13 protein-coding genes and 1 riboswitch are annotated in these 17,636 nt (G+C 66.2%); of the genes, 10 read left to right on the top strand and 3 right to left on the bottom strand.

Features of this window, described 5'->3' with window-relative positions:
• Window positions 1–11 precede the first annotated feature (11 nt).
• From ACLB0R_RS11495 to ACLB0R_RS11485, 3 genes are read right to left on the bottom strand one after another with little or no spacing between them, the layout of a single operon-like run.
• Window positions 12–1,448 (bottom strand): efflux transporter outer membrane subunit, encoded by a 1,437-nt coding sequence (locus ACLB0R_RS11495; RefSeq protein WP_416643551.1) that lies wholly within the window; start codon window positions 1,446–1,448, stop codon window positions 12–14.
• On the bottom strand, window positions 1,445–4,630 hold the full coding sequence (locus ACLB0R_RS11490; RefSeq protein ID WP_416643552.1) for an efflux RND transporter permease subunit: 3,186 nt from the start codon (window positions 4,628–4,630) through the stop codon (window positions 1,445–1,447). The genes ACLB0R_RS11495 and ACLB0R_RS11490 overlap by 4 nt, the downstream gene beginning before the upstream one ends.
• A gap of 13 nt (window positions 4,631–4,643) precedes the next feature.
• Window positions 4,644–5,795, bottom strand: coding sequence for an efflux RND transporter periplasmic adaptor subunit (locus tag ACLB0R_RS11485; RefSeq protein ID WP_416643553.1), 1,152 nt, complete (start codon window positions 5,793–5,795; stop codon window positions 4,644–4,646).
• A gap of 204 nt (window positions 5,796–5,999) precedes the next feature.
• A riboswitch (cobalamin riboswitch) is annotated at window positions 6,000–6,208 on the top strand.
• Window positions 6,209–6,358: 150 nt separating this feature from the next.
• On the opposite strand from ACLB0R_RS11485, the gene ACLB0R_RS11480 reads away from it, so the two are divergent.
• From ACLB0R_RS11480 to ACLB0R_RS11435, 10 genes are all read left to right on the top strand, one after another.
• Window positions 6,359–8,179 (top strand): TonB-dependent receptor plug domain-containing protein, encoded by a 1,821-nt coding sequence (locus ACLB0R_RS11480; RefSeq protein ID WP_416643554.1) that lies wholly within the window; start codon window positions 6,359–6,361, stop codon window positions 8,177–8,179.
• A gap of 4 nt (window positions 8,180–8,183) precedes the next feature.
• Complete coding sequence (locus ACLB0R_RS11475) at window positions 8,184–8,981, top strand: ABC transporter substrate-binding protein (protein ID WP_416643555.1); 798 nt, start codon at window positions 8,184–8,186, stop codon at window positions 8,979–8,981.
• On the top strand, window positions 8,978–9,946 hold the full coding sequence (locus tag ACLB0R_RS11470; RefSeq protein ID WP_416643556.1) for a FecCD family ABC transporter permease: 969 nt from the start codon (window positions 8,978–8,980) through the stop codon (window positions 9,944–9,946). The genes ACLB0R_RS11475 and ACLB0R_RS11470 overlap by 4 nt, the downstream gene beginning before the upstream one ends.
• Complete coding sequence (locus ACLB0R_RS11465) at window positions 9,937–10,710, top strand: ABC transporter ATP-binding protein (protein WP_416643557.1); 774 nt, start codon at window positions 9,937–9,939, stop codon at window positions 10,708–10,710. The genes ACLB0R_RS11470 and ACLB0R_RS11465 overlap by 10 nt, the downstream gene beginning before the upstream one ends.
• Before the next feature lie 71 nt (window positions 10,711–10,781).
• Window positions 10,782–11,798 carry a polysaccharide deacetylase family protein gene (locus ACLB0R_RS11460; RefSeq protein WP_416643558.1) on the top strand — a complete coding sequence of 339 codons (1,017 nt, stop codon included), beginning with the start codon at window positions 10,782–10,784 and terminating at the stop codon, window positions 11,796–11,798.
• A gap of 53 nt (window positions 11,799–11,851) precedes the next feature.
• Window positions 11,852–12,994 (top strand): acyl-CoA dehydrogenase family protein, encoded by a 1,143-nt coding sequence (locus ACLB0R_RS11455; RefSeq protein WP_416643559.1) that lies wholly within the window; start codon window positions 11,852–11,854, stop codon window positions 12,992–12,994.
• Entirely contained in the window at window positions 12,991–14,034 is a 1,044-nt protein-coding gene (locus ACLB0R_RS11450; protein WP_416643560.1) for an enoyl-CoA hydratase/isomerase family protein, read from the top strand. Before ACLB0R_RS11455 ends, ACLB0R_RS11450 begins: the two co-directional genes overlap by 4 nt.
• A gap of 129 nt (window positions 14,035–14,163) precedes the next feature.
• A complete protein-coding gene (locus ACLB0R_RS11445) occupies window positions 14,164–14,940 on the top strand; it encodes an enoyl-CoA hydratase (RefSeq protein WP_416643561.1) in 777 nt (258 codons plus the stop codon).
• A 111-nt stretch (window positions 14,941–15,051) separates the two neighbouring features.
• Window positions 15,052–15,936 carry a 3-hydroxyisobutyrate dehydrogenase gene (gene mmsB, locus ACLB0R_RS11440; RefSeq protein WP_416643562.1) on the top strand — a complete coding sequence of 295 codons (885 nt, stop codon included), beginning with the start codon at window positions 15,052–15,054 and terminating at the stop codon, window positions 15,934–15,936.
• A gap of 59 nt (window positions 15,937–15,995) precedes the next feature.
• Entirely contained in the window at window positions 15,996–17,588 is a 1,593-nt protein-coding gene (locus ACLB0R_RS11435) for an MFS transporter (protein ID WP_416643563.1), read from the top strand.
• Window positions 17,589–17,636: the final 48 nt, after the last annotated feature.

Raw genomic sequence — 17,636 nt, 5'->3', positions numbered from 1 at the left:
CAGATCAGCCGCTAGCGGTCGGCCGGACCCTTGGGGTTCGCGTCGAGCTGCGCATCGCCGCCCAGCACGCGGTAGAGCGTGACGAGGTTGCTGGCCTTGGCGAGCCGCGTGGCGATCAGCGTGCGCTCGGCGGTGTAGAGCGTGCGCTGCGCGTCTAGGCTGGTCAGGATCGGGTCGATGCCGCCCTTGTAGCGGGCGTCGGTCAACCGGAAGCTGTCGCGCGCAGCCTCGGCGAGGTTCAGGTTCGCCGCGAGCTGATCATCAATCGTGCCGCGCCGCGCGAGCGCATCGGCAACATCGCGGAATGCGGACTGGATCGCTTTCTCATAGGTCGCGACCGCCGCGTCGCGATTGGCGCTCGCCTCGCGCACGCCCGCGCGCCCGGCGCCGCCCGAGAACAGGTTATAGCTGACCTGCGGCGTCACCGAATAGTTGAACGCGCCACCGGTGAAGAGCCGCGTGAGCGCGTTGCTGGCAAGACCGCCGGCTGCGGTCAGCGAAATGGTCGGGAACAGCGCTGCCTTGGCCGCGCCGAGCTGCGCATTGGCGGCGCGCATCTGATATTCGGCCTGCACGACATCGGGGCGGCGCAGCAGGATATCGGAGCTGAGCCCGGCGGGCAGCTCGGCGATGCTCTTGTCGGCATCGTCTATCGAGGCGGGCAGCAGCGCGGCATCGACCGGCGCGCCGACGAGCAATTGCAGCGCGTTCATGTCCTGCGCGGCGAGCGTCGTCTGGTTGGCGACATCGGCCTGCGCGGTCGCCAGAATCGTCTCGGCAGCGGTATAGTCGGAGCGCGGCGCGATGCCGCCGTCGAGCCGTGCCTTGACCAGCTTCAGCCGCCGCTCGGCATTGGCAGCTGTGTCGCGCGAGATCGCGAGCAGTGTCTCGTCGGCGGCATAATTGAGCCACGCCGTCGCGACCGACGCGACCAGCGAGAGCCGCGTCGCGCGCGCGCCAGCTTCGGTGGCGAAATAGCGATCCTGCGAGGCTTCGGCGAGCGCGCGGACGCGGCCGAACAGATCGATCTCGAACGCCGACAGGTTGGTGTTGAGCGCGTAGTTGGTCCGCGCGCCGCCCGTTACCTTGCTGCCATTGGCGTTGGTGCGGCCCGTGCCGGCATCCGATTCGGTCACGCTCGCCGTTTCGGAAATGCGCGGCAGCTCGGCGGCGCGATCGATGTGGAATTGCGCGCGTGCGGCCTCGATATTCGCTGCCGCCACGCGCAGATCGCGGTTATTGGCGAGCGCGGCGGCAATCACTTGCTGGAGGCGTGGATCGCGGAAGATGTCGCGATAATCGACATGCGGCAGCGTCGCCTCATTCGCCTTGAGATAGGCGTCGCCCACCGGCCAGCTCTCGGGCACCGGCGGTTTGGGCCGATCGAGGTGCGGCACCATCGAGCAGCCACCCGCAGCAAGCCCGGCAAGGAGGATCAAGCGCTTCATGCCGCAGGCTCCGGTTCGGGCGCGGGTGGCGCGGGCGGCTCATGGTGCAGGCGCTTGAAGGCATCGCGCGTCGTCCGCCGGACGATGACGAAGAACAGCGGAATGTAGAACACCGCGAGCACCGTCGCGCTCAGCATGCCGCCGATCACCGCCGTGCCGATCGCGATGCGGCTGTTGGCGCCCGCGCCCGAGGCAATCGCGAGCGGGAACACGCCGGCCATGAAGGCAAGGCTCGTCATCAGGATCGGCCGCAAGCGGATGCGGGCGGCTTCCAAAGCGGCCGTGATGACGCGCTTGCCCTGCTTTTCCGCTTGCTCGGCGAATTCGATCATCAAAATGGCGTTCTTGGCGGCGAGCCCCATTGTCGTCAGCAGGCCGATCTGGAGATAGACGTCGTTCTGCAGGCCGCGCAGCGTGACGAACAGGATCGCGCCGATCAGCCCGAGCGGAATGACGAGCAGCACCGCCACCGGGATCGTCCAGCTTTCGTAGAGCGCCGCCAGGCACAGGAAGACGACGAGCAACGACAGGCCGTAGAGGATCGGCGCCTGCCCGGTCGACAGCCGCTCTTGATAGGACAGGCCGCTCCACGCGACGCTGGTACCGGGATAATGGCTGGCGAGTTGGGCAATGCGGTTCATCGCGTCACCCGAGCTCCGGCCGGGCGCGGCCTGGCCCGAGAACTCGAACGACGGGATGCCGGTGAAGCGCGACAAGCTCGGCGCCGCCGACGACCAGCCTTCCGATGCAAAGGCGGAGAAGGGCACCATCTGGCCGCTCGCGCCGCGCACATACCATTGCGACAGGTCCTCGGGCGCTGCGCGATACGGCGCGTCGCCCTGCACGTACACCCGCTTCACCCGCCCGCGATCGACGAAATCGTTGACGTAGCGGCCGCCCCAGGCCGTCGACAACGTGTTGTTGACGTCGTTGATGTTGAGCCCGAGCACCTGCGCCTTTTGCTGATCGATATTCACTTGCAGCGTCGGCTGGTCGTCGAGCTCGGTCAGGCGGACTTGCGCCAGCGCCGGATCGGCAAGCGCTTCCGCCAGCAATTTGTCCTTGGCCGCAACGAAATCGGCGCGCGACAAGCCGCCCGAGTTGAGCAGCTCCATGGTGAAGCCGTTCGATTGACCGAGACCGCGGATCGCGCCGGGCTGAACGACGTTGATCCGTGCGTCGCGAATGGCGGAAAGCGCTTTGGTCGCGCGCCGCGTGATTGCCTCGGCGCCGTTGTCGCTGCCGTGGCGATCGGCCCAGTCGGTAAAGGCGACGAAGCCGCGACCCTGATTCTGCCCGCCCGCCGAGCCGCCGCCGCCTGAGCCGGTGACGGTCAGCAAGGCACTGACATTCTTGCCTTCCTGGTTGAGGAAATATTTCTCGATCTGTTGCTGGACTCCGAGGCTGCGCCCCAGCGTCGCGCCCGGCGGCAGGGTGAACTGCACTTGGGCATAGCCCTGGTCCTCGATCGGCAGAAAGCCGGTCGGCAGCCGCACGAACAGCAACGCGAGCAGCACCGCGATGCCGGCATAGATCAACAGGAACAGCCGCTTGCGATCAACCACCCGTTCCACACGCGTGACATAGCCCTCCACCAGCCGGTCGAACCGTTCGTTGAAGGCCTTGCCGAACCGGTCGAGCCGCTCGGCGATTGGCCCGCGCTGCTTACTGGGCTGATGATGTTTGAGCAGCGTCGCGGTCAGCGCCGGGCTCAGGATCAGCGCGACGACGACCGACAGCACCATTGCCGAGACGATGGTGATCGAGAACTGGCGATAGATGACGCCGGTCGAGCCGCCGAAAAACGCCATCGGCAGAAACACCGCCGACAGCACCAGCGCGATGGCGATGAGCGCGATACTGATCTCGTTCATTGATTGAATGGTGGCGTCGCGGGCGCTCATGTCCGGATTTTCACGCATCAGGCGCTCGACATTCTCGACGACGACGATCGCATCGTCGACGAGCAGGCCGATCGCCAGCACGAGCCCGAACAGGGTGAGCGTGTTGATCGAAAAGCCCAGCGCCGCAAAGACCGCGAAGGTGCCGAGCAGCACCACCGGCACCGCGATCGTCGGGATCAGCGTCGCGCGCCAGTTCTGCAGGAACAGGAACATGACGAGCACGACCAGAATGATCGCCTCGATCAGCGTCCACACCACTTCTTCGACCGACAATTTGATGAACAGCGTCGAATCGAGCGGATAGGCGACCTTGAAGCCCGGCGGCATATTGCGCGAGAGCTCGGCGACCTTGGCCTTGACGAGATCAGCGGTCTTGAGCGCGTCGCTGCCGGGCGCGAGGCTGACCGCGAAGCCCGCGCCGGGATGGCCGTTGACGCGGCTGCGGATGCCGTAATTTTCGGAGCCCAGCTCGACCCGCGCGACATCGGCCAGCCGAACGACCGAGCCGTCGGTCGCTGTCTTGACCACAATGTTGCGGAACTGCTCGGGCGTGGAGAGCCGCGATTGCGCCGTCACCGTGGCGTTCAGCATTTGCGTCTCGGGCACGGGCTGGCCGCCGATTTCACCCGCCGCAACCTCGGTATTCTGCGCCGTCACCGCGGTGACGACGTCTCCCGCATTGAGGCCGTAGCTTTGCAGTTTCGACGGATTGAGCCAGATGCGCATCGCATATTGCGCGCCAAACACATTGGTGTCGCCGACGCCGGGCAACCGCGCGATCGGATCCTGCAGATTGGAGACGAGATAGTCCGACACGTCCTGATTGGTCATGCGATCGGACTCGTCGTAGATCGCGAAGATCATCAGAAAGTCGGGGTTCGACTTGGTGACGGTCAGGCCCTGTTGCTGCACTTGCTGCGGCAAGCGGCTCAGCGCTTGCTGCACCTTGTTCTGCACCTGCACCTGCGCGATGTCGGGATTGGTGCCTTTCTGGAACGTCGCCGAGATCGACACCGCACCGCGCGAAGAGGAACTCGCGCTGAAATACAGCAGGCCGTCAATGCCGGTCAGCTGCTGCTCGATGATCTGGGTCACGCTGTTTTCGAGCGTCAGCGCCGACGCGCCGGGATAGGTGGCGCGGATATTGACCTGCGGCGGTGCCACATCGGGATATTGCTCGACCGGCAGCGACAGGATCGCGCCGGCGCCGAGCAGCATGATGATGATCGCGATCACCCAGGCGAAGATCGGCCGATCGATGAAGATACGCGATAGCATCGGCGTCGATTGCCTATGACTTGTGCTGGCGCGCGCCGACGCGCACTGGCGAGCCGGCCGGCACCGGCTTGACCGCCATGCCGGCATGGACGCGGAGCAAGCCTTCGGTCACGACCTTGTCGCCGGCATTCAAGCCTTGCGTTACGATCCAGAACGCGCCCTGCGTCCGGTCGGCGGTGACGGTACGCTGGATGAGCTTGTTGTTGGGGCCGAGCACGAGCACCGTCGCAACGCCCTTGGCGTCGCGGCTCAGCGCTTGCTGCGGCACCAGGAAAGCGCGGTTGGTGATCGCTTGGGCGAATACCGCGCGCACGAACATGCCGGGCAACAACAGTCCCTGCGGATTGGGGAAGCGCGCGCGCAGCGTGACCGTGCCCGTCGCTTCGTTGACCACGACTTCGGCGAACTCGACTGTGCCGGTCAGCGGATAGTCACTGCCATCCTCGAGCTTCAGATGCACCGTCGTCGTTGCCGGCACGACGCCGCCGGTCGCGAGCGCGCGGCGCAGCGCGAGCAGATCGGCGCTCGATTCCTGGATGTCGACATAGATCGGATCGAGCCGCTGGATTGTCGCGAGCGGATCGGCCTGGTTCGCGCTGACCAGCGCGCCTTCGGTGAACAGCGATCGGCCAATGCGGCCGGTGATCGGCGCCGGCACAGTGGTGTAGCGCAGGTTGATCCGTGCCGACGCAAGCGCCGCGCGGTTCTGCGCGACGGCAGCTGCGGTCTGCCGGGCAAGCGCCTGGGCGTCGGTGTAATCCTGCTTGGCGACCGCCTCGATATCGGCGAGCGGCTTGTAGCGCTCCGCCTTGGCGCGTGCAGCTTCGGCATTGGCGGTTGCGCTGGCGAGGTTGGCGGCGGCCTGATCGGCAGCCGCGCGATAAAGGCTCGGGTCGATCTGGTAGAGCGTTTGTCCCTGGTGAACCATCGCGCCTTCGGTGAAAAAGCGCTTGCGGATGATGCCGTTGACTTGCGGCCGCACCTGCGCGTCCTGAAAGGCTGCGGTTCGCCCGCCAAGCTCGGTCGTCAGCTCGGCGCTGGTCGGCTGCACCGTCACATAGCCGACCTCGGGCGGGCCCTGATCCTGCTTCTGCTTGCCACCCGAACAGCCCGCGACGATGGCAAGGGCAATCAGCGAGGTGGCGGCAGACAGTCGCGAAGTCACGGTCGTCGTCTCATTTCCTGGCAGCGCCCCGCAGGCGTGGCGGGGCGGGGGTTGATGGACGCAGCACGGCAGCGTGCGTTGCCCCGATGGGACAGGATCGCTTCCCAATCCAGTAGAAAATTGTATCAGAAATGTCTCAATGCCTTGGCTTAGGCCTTTGGTCGGTAGTGTTAGAAACGTTGCACTTCGATCGTTGCGTGCCTAATGCCTGATGGTGTGGAGGGTTCCCCGAAAGGGGATCAAAAGGGAAGTGCGGTGCGGGCGGCGACGCCCCAGACCGACGCTGCCCCCGCAACTGTAGCCGGCGATGTCGGCGCCCGATGATGCCACTGGACTCTTTCGAGGGACTGGGAAGGCGGGGCGCCGGCGCTTGAGCCGGGAGCCAGGAGACCTGCCTTCCACAGTCGATCCATCGCGCGGGCGGGGTGCACCGGGCGGACGGGGGGAGAAACCCCCGAGCGAGCGACGTAACCGGGTCGCTCGGCACGATGGTCGGGCGGCCTTGCTGAAGGGTACGTCTGATGACTGTTTTTCTACCTCTCCTTTTGTTGGCTGGCCAAGCTGTGCCCGAAGCCGCGAACCCCACCGACGATGTCATGATTCTAGACGAGCGGATCAGGCCCGAAATCGTAGTTACCGCAACGGGCGCCGATCAGCCTGTTGACGATATTGGCCAGGCAATAACCCGCATTGATCGCGCCACCATCGAGCAGCGCCAGACCGTATCGCTTTCCGATCTGCTCGCCACCACGCCCGGCGTCACGGTCAGTCGCAATGGCGGCACCGGCACTTTCACCGGCGTGCGTATTCGCGGCGCGGAGGCCGAGCAGACGTTGGTGCTGATTGACGGCGTGCGGGTCAACGATCCGTCGTCCCCGGGCGGCGGTTTCGATTTCGGTACGTTGCTGGCCGGCAGCGTCCAGCGCGTCGAGTTGCTGCGCGGGCCGGACTCGGTGCCGTGGGGCAGCCAGGCGATTGGCGGCGTAGTGAACGTGGTGACCGCGCCGGCAACCGACCAGCTTTCGGCGCACGGCCAGATCGAGGGCGGCTATGCTGGCACGGTCTACGCCAATGGCGCCGTATCAGCTGGCGCCGGGCCGGTGCGCGCGTCGCTTGCCGGCGGTTATGACCGGACCGACGGCATTTCCGCCGCCGCCATTGGCCGCGAGCGCGACGGGTTCAACCAGGCGGGTGCGGTGGGCCGCGTGGAGGTCGCGCTCAGCGATTCCGTCGGTGCCGATTTCCGGCTCTATTATGCGCGTAGCCATGTCGATCTCGATGGCTTTCCGCCGCCGACCTACACGCTTGCCGACACGCCCGAATATTCGACCTCGCGTGAAATCTACGGTTATGCCGGTCTGCACGCTTCGGCGTTTGACGGGCGGCTCAAGAACCGCGTCGACTTCACCATCGCGGACATTCATCGGGACAATTTCGATCCCACCGCGACGCCGACGCTGGAGTTTCTCGCACGCGGCCGCAGCGAGCGTTACAGCTATCAGGGCGATCTCGATCTGAGGCATGTTCGCCTCGTGTTCGGCGCCGAGCATGAGGACAGCCGCTTCACCGACGGCTTCTCGCCAGCCTCGACCGGCATCACCAGCGGCTATGGCGAAGCGATCGTCAAGCCGGTTGCGGCGCTGACGCTGACCGGCGGGGTGCGTTACGACGCGCATCGCAGCTTTGGCGGCCATGTCACCTTCGGCGCCGACGCGGCGTGGCGCGTCACCCATACGACCCTGATCCGCGCCAGCTATGGCGAGGGCTTCAAGGCGCCGACGCTCTACCAGCTTTACAGCTTTTTCGGGGATCCCGCGCTCAAGCCCGAGACCGCGCAGAGCTATGATATCGGCCTGGAACAGCGCGCTTTCGACGGTCGGCTGCGGGCGGCGCTAACGTGGTTCCATCGCGACACTACCAACCAGATTGATTTCGACCTCGCCACTTTCGCCTATAGCAATATCGATCGCACGCGGACGCAGGGCATCGAGGCTGAGCTCGAGCTGCGGCCGGTCGACGCGCTGACGATCAACGCCAATTACAGCTTTATCGATGCGATCAACCGATCGGCCGGCGCCAATTTCGGTCATCAGCTCGCGCGCCGGCCGCGCCAGTTGTTCAACCTGTCGGCGGATTACAAGTTGCCGTTTGGGCTGTCGTTCGGCGGGACGTATCGTCACGTCGGCGACAGCTTCGATGATGCCGGCAATTTCAGGCGGCTGAACGCTTATGATCTGGTCGACCTGCGCGCCGAGTTGCCGATCGGGAAGCATTTCGCGGTCTATGGCCGCATCGAGAATGTCGGCGATGCGCGCTACCAGACGGTGGCCGGCTACGGCACCTATCCGCGCGCCGCTTATGTCGGCGTGCGCGCCAAGCTGTAGCCTAGTGCTGCGCGCGATCCCGCTGCTGGCGCTGTTGCTGAGCGGATGCTCGGCAGCACCCAGTGCTAGCGGCGGGATCGTGTCGACCAACCCGTGCGCCGATGCGATGCTGGTGCAGCTGGTGCCGCCGGATCGGATCGCCGCGATCAGCCATTATTCCCTCGATCCCGGCAGCAGTTCGATCCCCGCTGACGTTGCACGGCGCTTTCGTGCGACGGGGGGCACGGCGGAGGAAGTGATCGCGCTCCACCCCGATCTTGTCGTAGCCGATACGCTGACGCCGGCGGTCAGCCGCGCGGCCTATCGGCGGGCGGGCTTGCGCGTTATCGAGTTCGGCGCCCCGGCGACGGTCGCCGAAAGCCGTGCGCAAGTGATCGCCCTGGCCCAGGCGGTCGGGGCGCCGCGCGCTGGGCAGCAGATAGTGGCACGGATTGATGCGGCACTTGGTCGGTCGCCGACATCGGGGCCGACTCCCGGGACGCTGCTGTTCCTCGGTGGCGATTTCGCGACGGGCCCGGGCACTTTGCTCGATGAGCTGCTGGCGCGCGCGGGCTTGCGCGATGCGGCCGGCGACTATGGCCTGACTCACAGCGGCACGGTCAGCAGCGAGACGCTGCTCGCCAAGCCGCCGGCGCTGATCCTGGCGCCCGACCCCAGCGAGCGCGGGGCGATGGTGCGGGCGCGTCTGCTCGGCGGGCGCACGCGGTTCGCGACTTTTCCCCGGCGGCTGATCAATTGCGGCGGCCCGACGATCATCGCAGCGATGGCGCGGCTGCGCGCGATCCGGGCCGGCGCGCCATGAACCGCGCGTCCAAGCTCACGGCGATGATGTTGCTTGTCGCCCTGCTGTTCGCCGCATCGTTGATGCTCGGCAAGGCGTGGGTACCGTTATCGGCCTGGGGGTCGAGCGATCCGCGCTGGCCGATCATCCTTGAGCTGCGCTTGCCGCGCGCGATCCTCGGCACGTTGATGGGCGGCGCGCTTGGCCTTTCCGGGGCAGTACTGCAGGGCTATCTGCGCAATCCGCTTGCTGATCCGGCGGTGCTCGGTGTGTCGTCAATGGCGGCGCTCGGCGCGGTGGCGGCAATCGTGCTCGGGCTCGGCGGCCCGGCAGTGATGTTCGCCGCCGCGATGCTCGGCGCGGGCGGGGCGATGGCGCTGCTGGCGCTGTTGGCGGCGCGATCGGGCAGCCTCGTCGGTTTCGTGCTCGCGGGCACGGTAATTGCCAGCCTGGGCGGCGCGCTCACCACGTTCGTGATCTCGATCGCGCCCAATCCCTATGCCGTCGCCGAGGCGATCGATTGGCTGATGGGCGCGCTGACCGATCGCGGCCCTGATGATGTCGCGATGGCGGCGCCGTTCCTCGTCATCGGCATGGCGCTGTTATTACTAACCAGCCGCGCGCTCGATGCGTTGAGCCTGGGCGAGGATGTCGCGCGCTCGCTCGGCATCGGCATGCACCGGCTGCGCTGGCTGGTTGTGCTCGGCACCGGGCTGACGGTCGGTGCGGGCGTCGCGGCGACGGGGGTGGTCGGCTTTGTCGGGCTGATCGTGCCGCATCTGCTGCGCCCCGTGTTCGGGTCGCGGCCCGGCGCGCTGCTGCTGCCGAGCATGCTCGGCGGCGCGGCGCTGGTGCTGGCGGCCGATACGCTATGTCGGCTGGTACCCGGCGCGGGCGAAGTTCGGCTCGGCGTTGCGATGGCCATGCTCGGCGCGCCGTTCTTCCTGGCGCTGCTGCTGCGCGATGGCGGGCGGACGTGGGGCTGATCCTCGACCGGGTCAGCGTCGCGCTTGGGAAGCGGCCGGTGCTCGACGGGGTGAGCGCACGGTTCGGTGCGGGTGCAGTCAGCGTCGTGCTGGGGCCGAACGGCGCGGGCAAGACGACGCTGGCGCGCGCTGCGGCCGGGCTGATCGGTTATCAAGGCAGGATCAGCGTCGACGATGACGATCTAGCCGCCATACCTGCAGCAGAACGCGCGCGGCGCATTGGTTATCTGCCGCAGCGTGCCGAGGTCAGCTGGCCGCTGACCGTCGCTGAGTTGGTCACGCTCGGGCGGTTGCCGTGGCGCGATCGCTTCGCGGCGCCTGCCGCACCTGACCGCGCCGCGATCGAGCAAGCTATGGCGGCAACCGACACAGCCGGGCTTGCCGATCGACCGGTCAACACGCTGTCCGGCGGCGAGCGCGCGCGTGTGCTGCTGGCGCGCGTGCTGGCCGGCGAGCCGCGCTGGCTGATCGCCGATGAGCCGCTCGCCAGCCTCGATCCGGCGCATCAAATCGATCTGATCGAGCGCTTGCGGGCGCTCGCGGCAACCGGCGTCGGCGTGGTGTTGATCCTTCATGACTTGCATCATGCGATGCGTGTCGCCGACCATGTCGTGCTGCTTCGCGACGGGCGCGTGCTCGCGCATGGATTACCCGCCGAGGTGATCGCGCCAGCGCCGCTTGAGGCAGCCTATGGCATCGGCTTCGAGCTGATCGCCACCCATAACGGGGCAATTCCGGTCGCGGTGCCGCGCGCAACCCGCTGACACTGCCCCAATCCCGTGGCAGATCGGCACGGCAGCGCCATGGCGGCGAATCGGGTGGGGAACAGGAAAGAGTGATCGGGCCGATCCGCCAAATGCTGCACGTCGCGCTATTGCTCGGTGCGTTGGCGGTGCCGGTCGCGCTGATGCCGGACATCCGCCCAGCGCCGCCGAGCCCCATCGCCCCGCCCATCGATGCCAAGCGCATCGCGCTGTCGTTTGACGACGTGCCGCGCGGGCCAGGTGCTTTCTATGACCCGATCCAGCGCACCGGCATCCTGATCGGGGCGTTGCGCGATGCCGGCGTCGGCCAGGCGGCGTTCTTCGTCAATCCCAGCCGCATCGGCCCGCGCACCGGCGGCGATGCGCGCGTAATGGCTTATGTCGCCGCCGGCCATGTCATCGCCGATCACAGCTTTTCGCACCGTGACGCGTCACGATTGTCGGCGGACGCTTTCCTGACCGATGTCGACAAGGCGGAAGCGTGGCTGAAAGGCCGCCGAGGCTATCGGCCCTGGTTCCGCTTCCCCGGGCTCGATCAGGGCGGCCACGACATGGACAAGCACCGCGCGCTGCTTGCCGGGCTGCAGGCGCGCGGGCTGCTGGTCGCGGCGGTGACGGTCGACGGTTCGGACTGGAATATCGAGCGCCTTGCCGCAGACACGCACAAAGCCGGCAAGCCGCTCGACGATGCGGCGCTGCGCGATCTCTATGTCGAGACGATGGTGCAAGCGGCGGATTTTTCAGACGCGGTGATGCGCAAGGCGATTGGCCGTTCGCCCGCACACATGCTGCTACTTCACGAAACCGATCTCGCCGCGCGCTATGTCGGCCCGCTGGTGGCGGCGCTGCGCAAGGATGGCTGGCAGATTGTCGACGCCGATACCGCTTATGCCGATCCGGTTTATCGCCAGCCACTCGCCGTGCCGTCCAACGGGACGCTGACCGAGGCGCTCGGCTGGGAGAAGCATGTCGGCGGCCCGCTCAGCTATGACCGGACCGAGCCGCGCATCGGCAATCGCCTGTTCGCCGAGCGGGTGCTGCGTCCTGCTGTGGCGGCCGCGCCAGCTACTGCGGCAAACCCGGGCTAAGCCGTCATCGCCCCCTAGGATTCGGTCGCGCGCCGCGATAGAGCGCGCTGGCCATGACCCAATTCGATCTGACCGACGAGCAGCGCGAAATTCAGGAACTCGCGCGCAGATTCACCGCCGATCGCATCACGCCGTTCGCCGGCGAATGGGATGAGAAGAGCCATTACCCCGTTGATGTCTGGAAGGCGGTGGGCGAGCTCGGCTTCGGCGCCATCTATGTATCCGAGGAATCGGGCGGCATCGGCCTTGGCCGGCTGGAAGCGGCGCTGATCATGGAAGCGATGGCTTATGGCTGCCCGGCCACCTCCGCGTTCATTTCGATCCACAATATGGCGGCGTGGATGATCGATCGCTTCGGCGGTGACGAGGTCAAGGCGCGCTTTCTCTCCGATCTTGTCAGCATGGACAAGATCGCGAGCTATTGCCTGACCGAGCCGGGATCGGGCTCCGACGCCGCCGCGCTCAAGACGAGCGCGCGGCTCGACGGCGATCATTATGTGCTGAACGGCACCAAGCAGTTCATCTCGGGCGCGGGCTATAACGACATCTATGTCTGCATGGTGCGTACGGGCGAGGAGAAGTCGAAAGGCATCTCGTGCATTGTCGTCGAGAAGGGCACGCCCGGCCTGTCGTTCGGTGCGCCTGAGCGCAAGTTGGGCTGGAACGCCAGCCCGACCGCGCAGGTGATTTTCGAGGATTGCCGGGTGCCCGTGGCCAACCGCGTCGGCGCGGAAGGCGATGGTTTCCGCTTCGCGATGGCGGGGCTCGACGGCGGGCGGCTAAATATCGGGGCCTGCTCGCTCGGCGGCGCGCAGCGCTGCCTCGACGAAGCGGTGAAATACACGAAAGAACGTCAGCAATTCGGCCAGCCGGTCGCGGACTTCCAGAACACCCAGTTCATGCTGGCCGATATGGCGACTGACCTCGAGGCAGCGCGCGCGTTGCTCTACATCGCCGCTGCCAAGGTGACCGCCAACGCCCCCGACAAGTCGCGCTTCTCGGCAATGGCGAAGCGGCTAGCGACCGACAGCGGCTCGTCGATCGTCGACCGGGCGCTGCAACTGCATGGCGGCTATGGCTATTTGCGCGACTATCCGATCGAGCGCTTCTGGCGCGACCTGCGCGTCCATTCGATCCTGGAAGGCACCAACCAGGTGATGCGGATGATCGTCGGCCGTGAGCTGACGCGGCAGTGACCAGCGAGGTCCTGACGTTCATCGACGGTCGCGCCGGGCGCATCCGGCTCAATCGGCCGCAAGCGATTCACGCGCTTAACACCAGCATGTGCGCGGCAATCCTCGAGGCGCTGGCAGCGTGGGAGCATGACTCCGCTGTTGAGGTCGTCTTGATCGATCACGCGGAAGGCCGCGGCTTTTGTGCCGGCGGCGACATCCGCATGCTGGCCGAGAGCGGCGCGAAGGACGGGGTTGAGGCGCGCGCCTTCTTCCACACCGAATATCGGATGAACCACCGGCTGTTCACTTATCCCAAGCCGGTCGTGGCGTTCATGGACGGCATTACGATGGGCGGCGGCGTCGGGATCAGCCAGCCCGCGCGCTATCGGGTAGCGACCGAGAACACGCGGTTGGCCATGCCCGAGACGGGGATCGGCTTGTTCCCGGATGTCGGCGGCGGCTGGTATCTGTCACGATTGCCGGGACGGGTGGGGCAGTATCTGGCGCTGACCGGCTATCGCGCTGACGGTGCCGAATGCCACGCGCTGGGTTTGGCGACTCGTTATCTGCCGAGTGCGGCGTTGGACGAAGCGAAAACGCGGATTACCGCTAACCCGGCGAGCATCGAGCAGATCCTAGCCGAGCTGGCCGCGTCGGTTCCCGAGGCCAAGCTGCTGGCGCACCGGGAAGCGATCGATCGCCTGTTCGCGTACGACAAACTCGAAGCCGTGCTGGCGGCGCTCGAAGCCGATAGCAGCGATTGGGCGCGGCAGACGCTGGCGACGCTGGCGACCAAATCGCCGCAGACGATGAAGGTCTCGCTCCGCCTACTGAGGGAAGGCGCGGCGATGCCCGATTTCGCTGCCGAAATGCGCCAGGAATATGCCGTCGGTGCGCGCGTCGTGATGCGGCACGACTTTATCGAGGGCGTCCGCGCGGTGATCATCGACAAGGATAATGCGCCGAAGTGGAACCCCGCGACAGCGGAAGGCGTGTCCGATGCATTGATCGATGAGATTTTTGCGCCCTTGCCCGAAGCGGAGGCGTGGACGCCGGCCTAGCCGTCGCCCCAGCGAAAGCTGGGGCCGCTGGCGGCAGAGGGAGCGCGATTTGGCTCGCGATCCCAGCGTTCGCTGGGATGACGGGAGGGAGGTCGGGATGACGAATTTGGGGATTGCGGAGAGACTGCCATGACCGACTACCAAACCATCCTCGTCAAGCATCACGACGCGGTCACGCTCGTAACGCTTAACCGCCCGCAGGCACTCAACGCGCTCAATTCGCAAGTGCTCGCCGAGCTGATCGATGCCTTCGCCGCCTATGATGCCGATCCCGGCCAACGCTGCCTGGTGCTGACCGGATCCGAAAAGGCGTTCGCGGCCGGCGCCGACATCAAGGAAATGTCGGATCAGGGCTTCGCCGAGATGTTCGGCAGCAATTTCTTTGCTGGCTGGGAGCGGGTGACGGCGACGCGCAAGCCTTGGATCGCGGCGGTCGCGGGTTATGCGTTGGGCGGCGGTTGCGAGGTCGCGATGATGGCCGATTTCATCATCGCTGCCGACACCGCCAAGTTCGGCCAGCCCGAAATCAAGCTGGGCGTTTCGCCTGGCATGGGCGGATCGCAGCGGCTGACGCGTGCGATCGGCAAGGCCAAGGCGATGGAAATGTGTCTGACGGGGCGGATGATGGACGCCGCTGAGGCCGAGCGCTCGGGCCTCGTCGCGCGCGTGGTTCCGGCCGCCGATCTGATTGCTGAGGCGCTGAAAACAGCCGCGGCCATTGCCGCGATGCCGCCCCTCGCTACCATCGCCAACAAGGAAATGGTCAACGCCGCGTTCGAAACGGGGCTGGCCCAGGGGATCCTGTTCGAGCGGCGGCTGTTCCACGGGCTGTTCGGTACGGCGGACCAGAAGGAAGGCATGGCGGCGTTCGTCGAGAAGCGGCCTGGCAAGTGGACGGGGCGGTGACCCGCTCGTTACCCCAGCGAAAGCTGGGGTCGCTCGCCATCCTACAGACGCGTCGATGCACGCGATCCCGGCTTTCGCTGGGATGACGGATAGACGCTTGGGAGACGGAAAATGACCGCAATCGCTTTCATCGGCCTCGGCAATATGGGCGGTGGCATGGCCGCGAACCTCGCTAAGGCCGGGCATGATGTGCGCGCGTTCGATTTGTCGGTCGACGCGCTCGACAAGGCAAAAGCGGCGGGTTGCTTGCCTGTCGAGAGTGCGGCGGCGGCGGTCGAGGGGGCGGAGGTCGTCGTCACCATGCTCCCCGCTGGCCACCACGTCGAAAGCGTCTACGCCGACGCCGTCTTCCCCATAGCCACACCCGGCATGTTGCTGATCGATAGCTCGACGATCGACGTCGCCACCGCCAAGCGCGTGGCGGAGGCCGCCGCCGCCAGGGGGCTCGTCGCGGTCGACGCGCCAGTGTCGGGCGGCATCGCGGCGGCGGCGGGCGGCACGCTAACCTTCATGGTCGGCGGCAGCGACGACGGCTTCGCGCGCGCCGAACCGATCCTCGCGGCGATGGGCAAGGCGGTGATCCATGCCGGCGGCAATGGCGCGGGGCAAGCCGCCAAGATCTGCAACAACATGCTGCTCGGCGCGACGATGGTCGCGACCTGCGAGGCGTTTCTGCTCGCCGAAAAGCTGGGGCTGGACGCGCAGAAATTTTACGACATCAGCTCGGTCTCGTCAGGCCAAAGCTGGTCGATGACGAGCTATTGCCCGGTGCCCGGCGTCGGCCCGGAAACACCCGCCGACCGCGATTATCAGGGTGGTTTCGCCGTCGCCTTGATGCTCAAGGACCTGAAGCTCGCGATGGCGGCAGCCGAAGGCGCGCATGCCCAGACTCCGATGGGCGCACGCGCCGCCGAGCTTTACCAGCGCTTTGCCGATGCCGGGCAGGGCGGGCTCGATTTCTCGGGCATCATCCGGCTGCTCAACGGCGCCGGCTGAGCGGTTGCCGCCGCCGCCATTTCCGTCCATCCTGCCCGAAAAGACGGAAGGGGAGCGAGATGGCGACGGCAGTGGTTGAAGGCGGCAGCGCAAAGCGCGAGCGGGGCATTCCGCTCGTCATCGCTGCCTCGTCGCTCGGCACGATCTTCGAATGGTATGATTTCTTCATCTACGGCACGCTGGCGGCAAGCGGCATTATCGGCCGCACCTTTTTCCCGACCAATAACGAGATGGTGCAGACGCTGCTTGCCTGGGCCGGCTTTGCTGTGGGCTTCGGGTTCCGGCCGCTGGGCGCAGTGTTGTTCGGCTATCTTGGCGATCGGCTGGGGCGGAAATATACCTTCCTGGTCACCATCACCCTGATGGGTATTGCAACCGCAGGCGTTGGCCTGGTGCCGTCGGCGGGTTCAATCGGGCTTGCGGCGCCGATGATCATCATTCTGCTCCGCATCCTGCAGGGGCTGGCGCTGGGCGGCGAATATGGTGGCGCGGCGATCTACGTCGCCGAGCATTCGCCGCCGGGGAAGAGCGGCCTCTACACCAGCTTTATCCAGGCAAGTGTCGCTGGCGGTTTCATCCTGTCGCTGATCGTCGTGCTCGGCACCAAACAAGTGATCGCGCCGGAGGTCTGGGACGCATGGGGCTGGCGGCTGCCCTTCATCTTCTCGCTGCTGCTGCTCGCGGTGTCGCTGTGGATGCGGCTGATGCTTGCTGAGAGCCCGGTATTCCAGCAGATGAAAGAGGCGGGCCATACCGCCGCCAATCCCTTTATCGAAAGCTTCACTTACCCGGGTAACCTGCGCCGGTTGTTCGTCGCGCTGTTCGGCATCGCCGCCGGGCTGACGGTGATCTGGTATACTGCCATGTTCAGCGTGCTCTCGTTCCTGCAGGCAACGATGCGCGTGGACGAGACGACCGCGCAGATATTGGTCGGCATCGGTGCGGGGGCGGGGCTGTTCTGGTTCGTGCTGTTCGGCTGGCTGTCCGACAAGGTCGGCCGCAAGACGCCGATCGTGCTCGGCTATGCGATCACCCTCATCCTGCTGTTCCCGATCTTCCTGACGATCGGCAATGCCGCCAATCCGGCGCTGGCTCGCGCTTCGGCGCGCGCACCGGTGATCGTGTCGGGGCCCGATTGCCGCTACGATGTGTTCGCCAAGACGCAGCCCGACAAATGCGCGCAGCTGCTCGATTATTTCTCGAAGAAGGGCGTTGCCTACACCACGGTGCACGAACCGGCGACGGTCGTGACGATCGGCGGCTTGACGGCGAGCGACAGCCGGCCCGAAGCGCTCGACAAGATGCTCGCCGCCAATGGCTATTCGCTCGCCAAGGTCCATCCGAGCCCGCGCCAGATGGTCATCATCGTGCTGGCGATCATGGCGCTGTCAGCCCTGTCGGGGGTGACTTATGGCCCGGTCGCGGCGCTGCTTGCCGAAATCTTCCCGCCGCGCATCCGCTACAGCTCAATGTCGATCCCCTATCATCTCGGCACCGGCTATTTCGGCGGTTTTTTGCCGTTCATCAGCCAGTTCATCATTGTGAAGACGGGCAATCCCTATGCCGGGCTGTGGTATACCTGGGGCGTGGTCGCCATGGCGCTGGTGGTGACATTGGTCGCTTTGCGGAGCAGCGACCGGGCGTTTCGGTGACGCGCTCGCGCGGCTGATGGCTGGCGTCGGTCGCTTGGCGCCGCTAAC

This window comes from Sphingomonas sp. GlSt437, from assembly GCF_048015635.2.
Taxonomy (GTDB): Bacteria; Pseudomonadota; Alphaproteobacteria; order Sphingomonadales; family Sphingomonadaceae; genus Sphingomonas.
The sequence above is the reverse complement of the archived record's forward strand: the minus strand, read 5'-3'. Positions and strand labels throughout refer to the sequence as shown.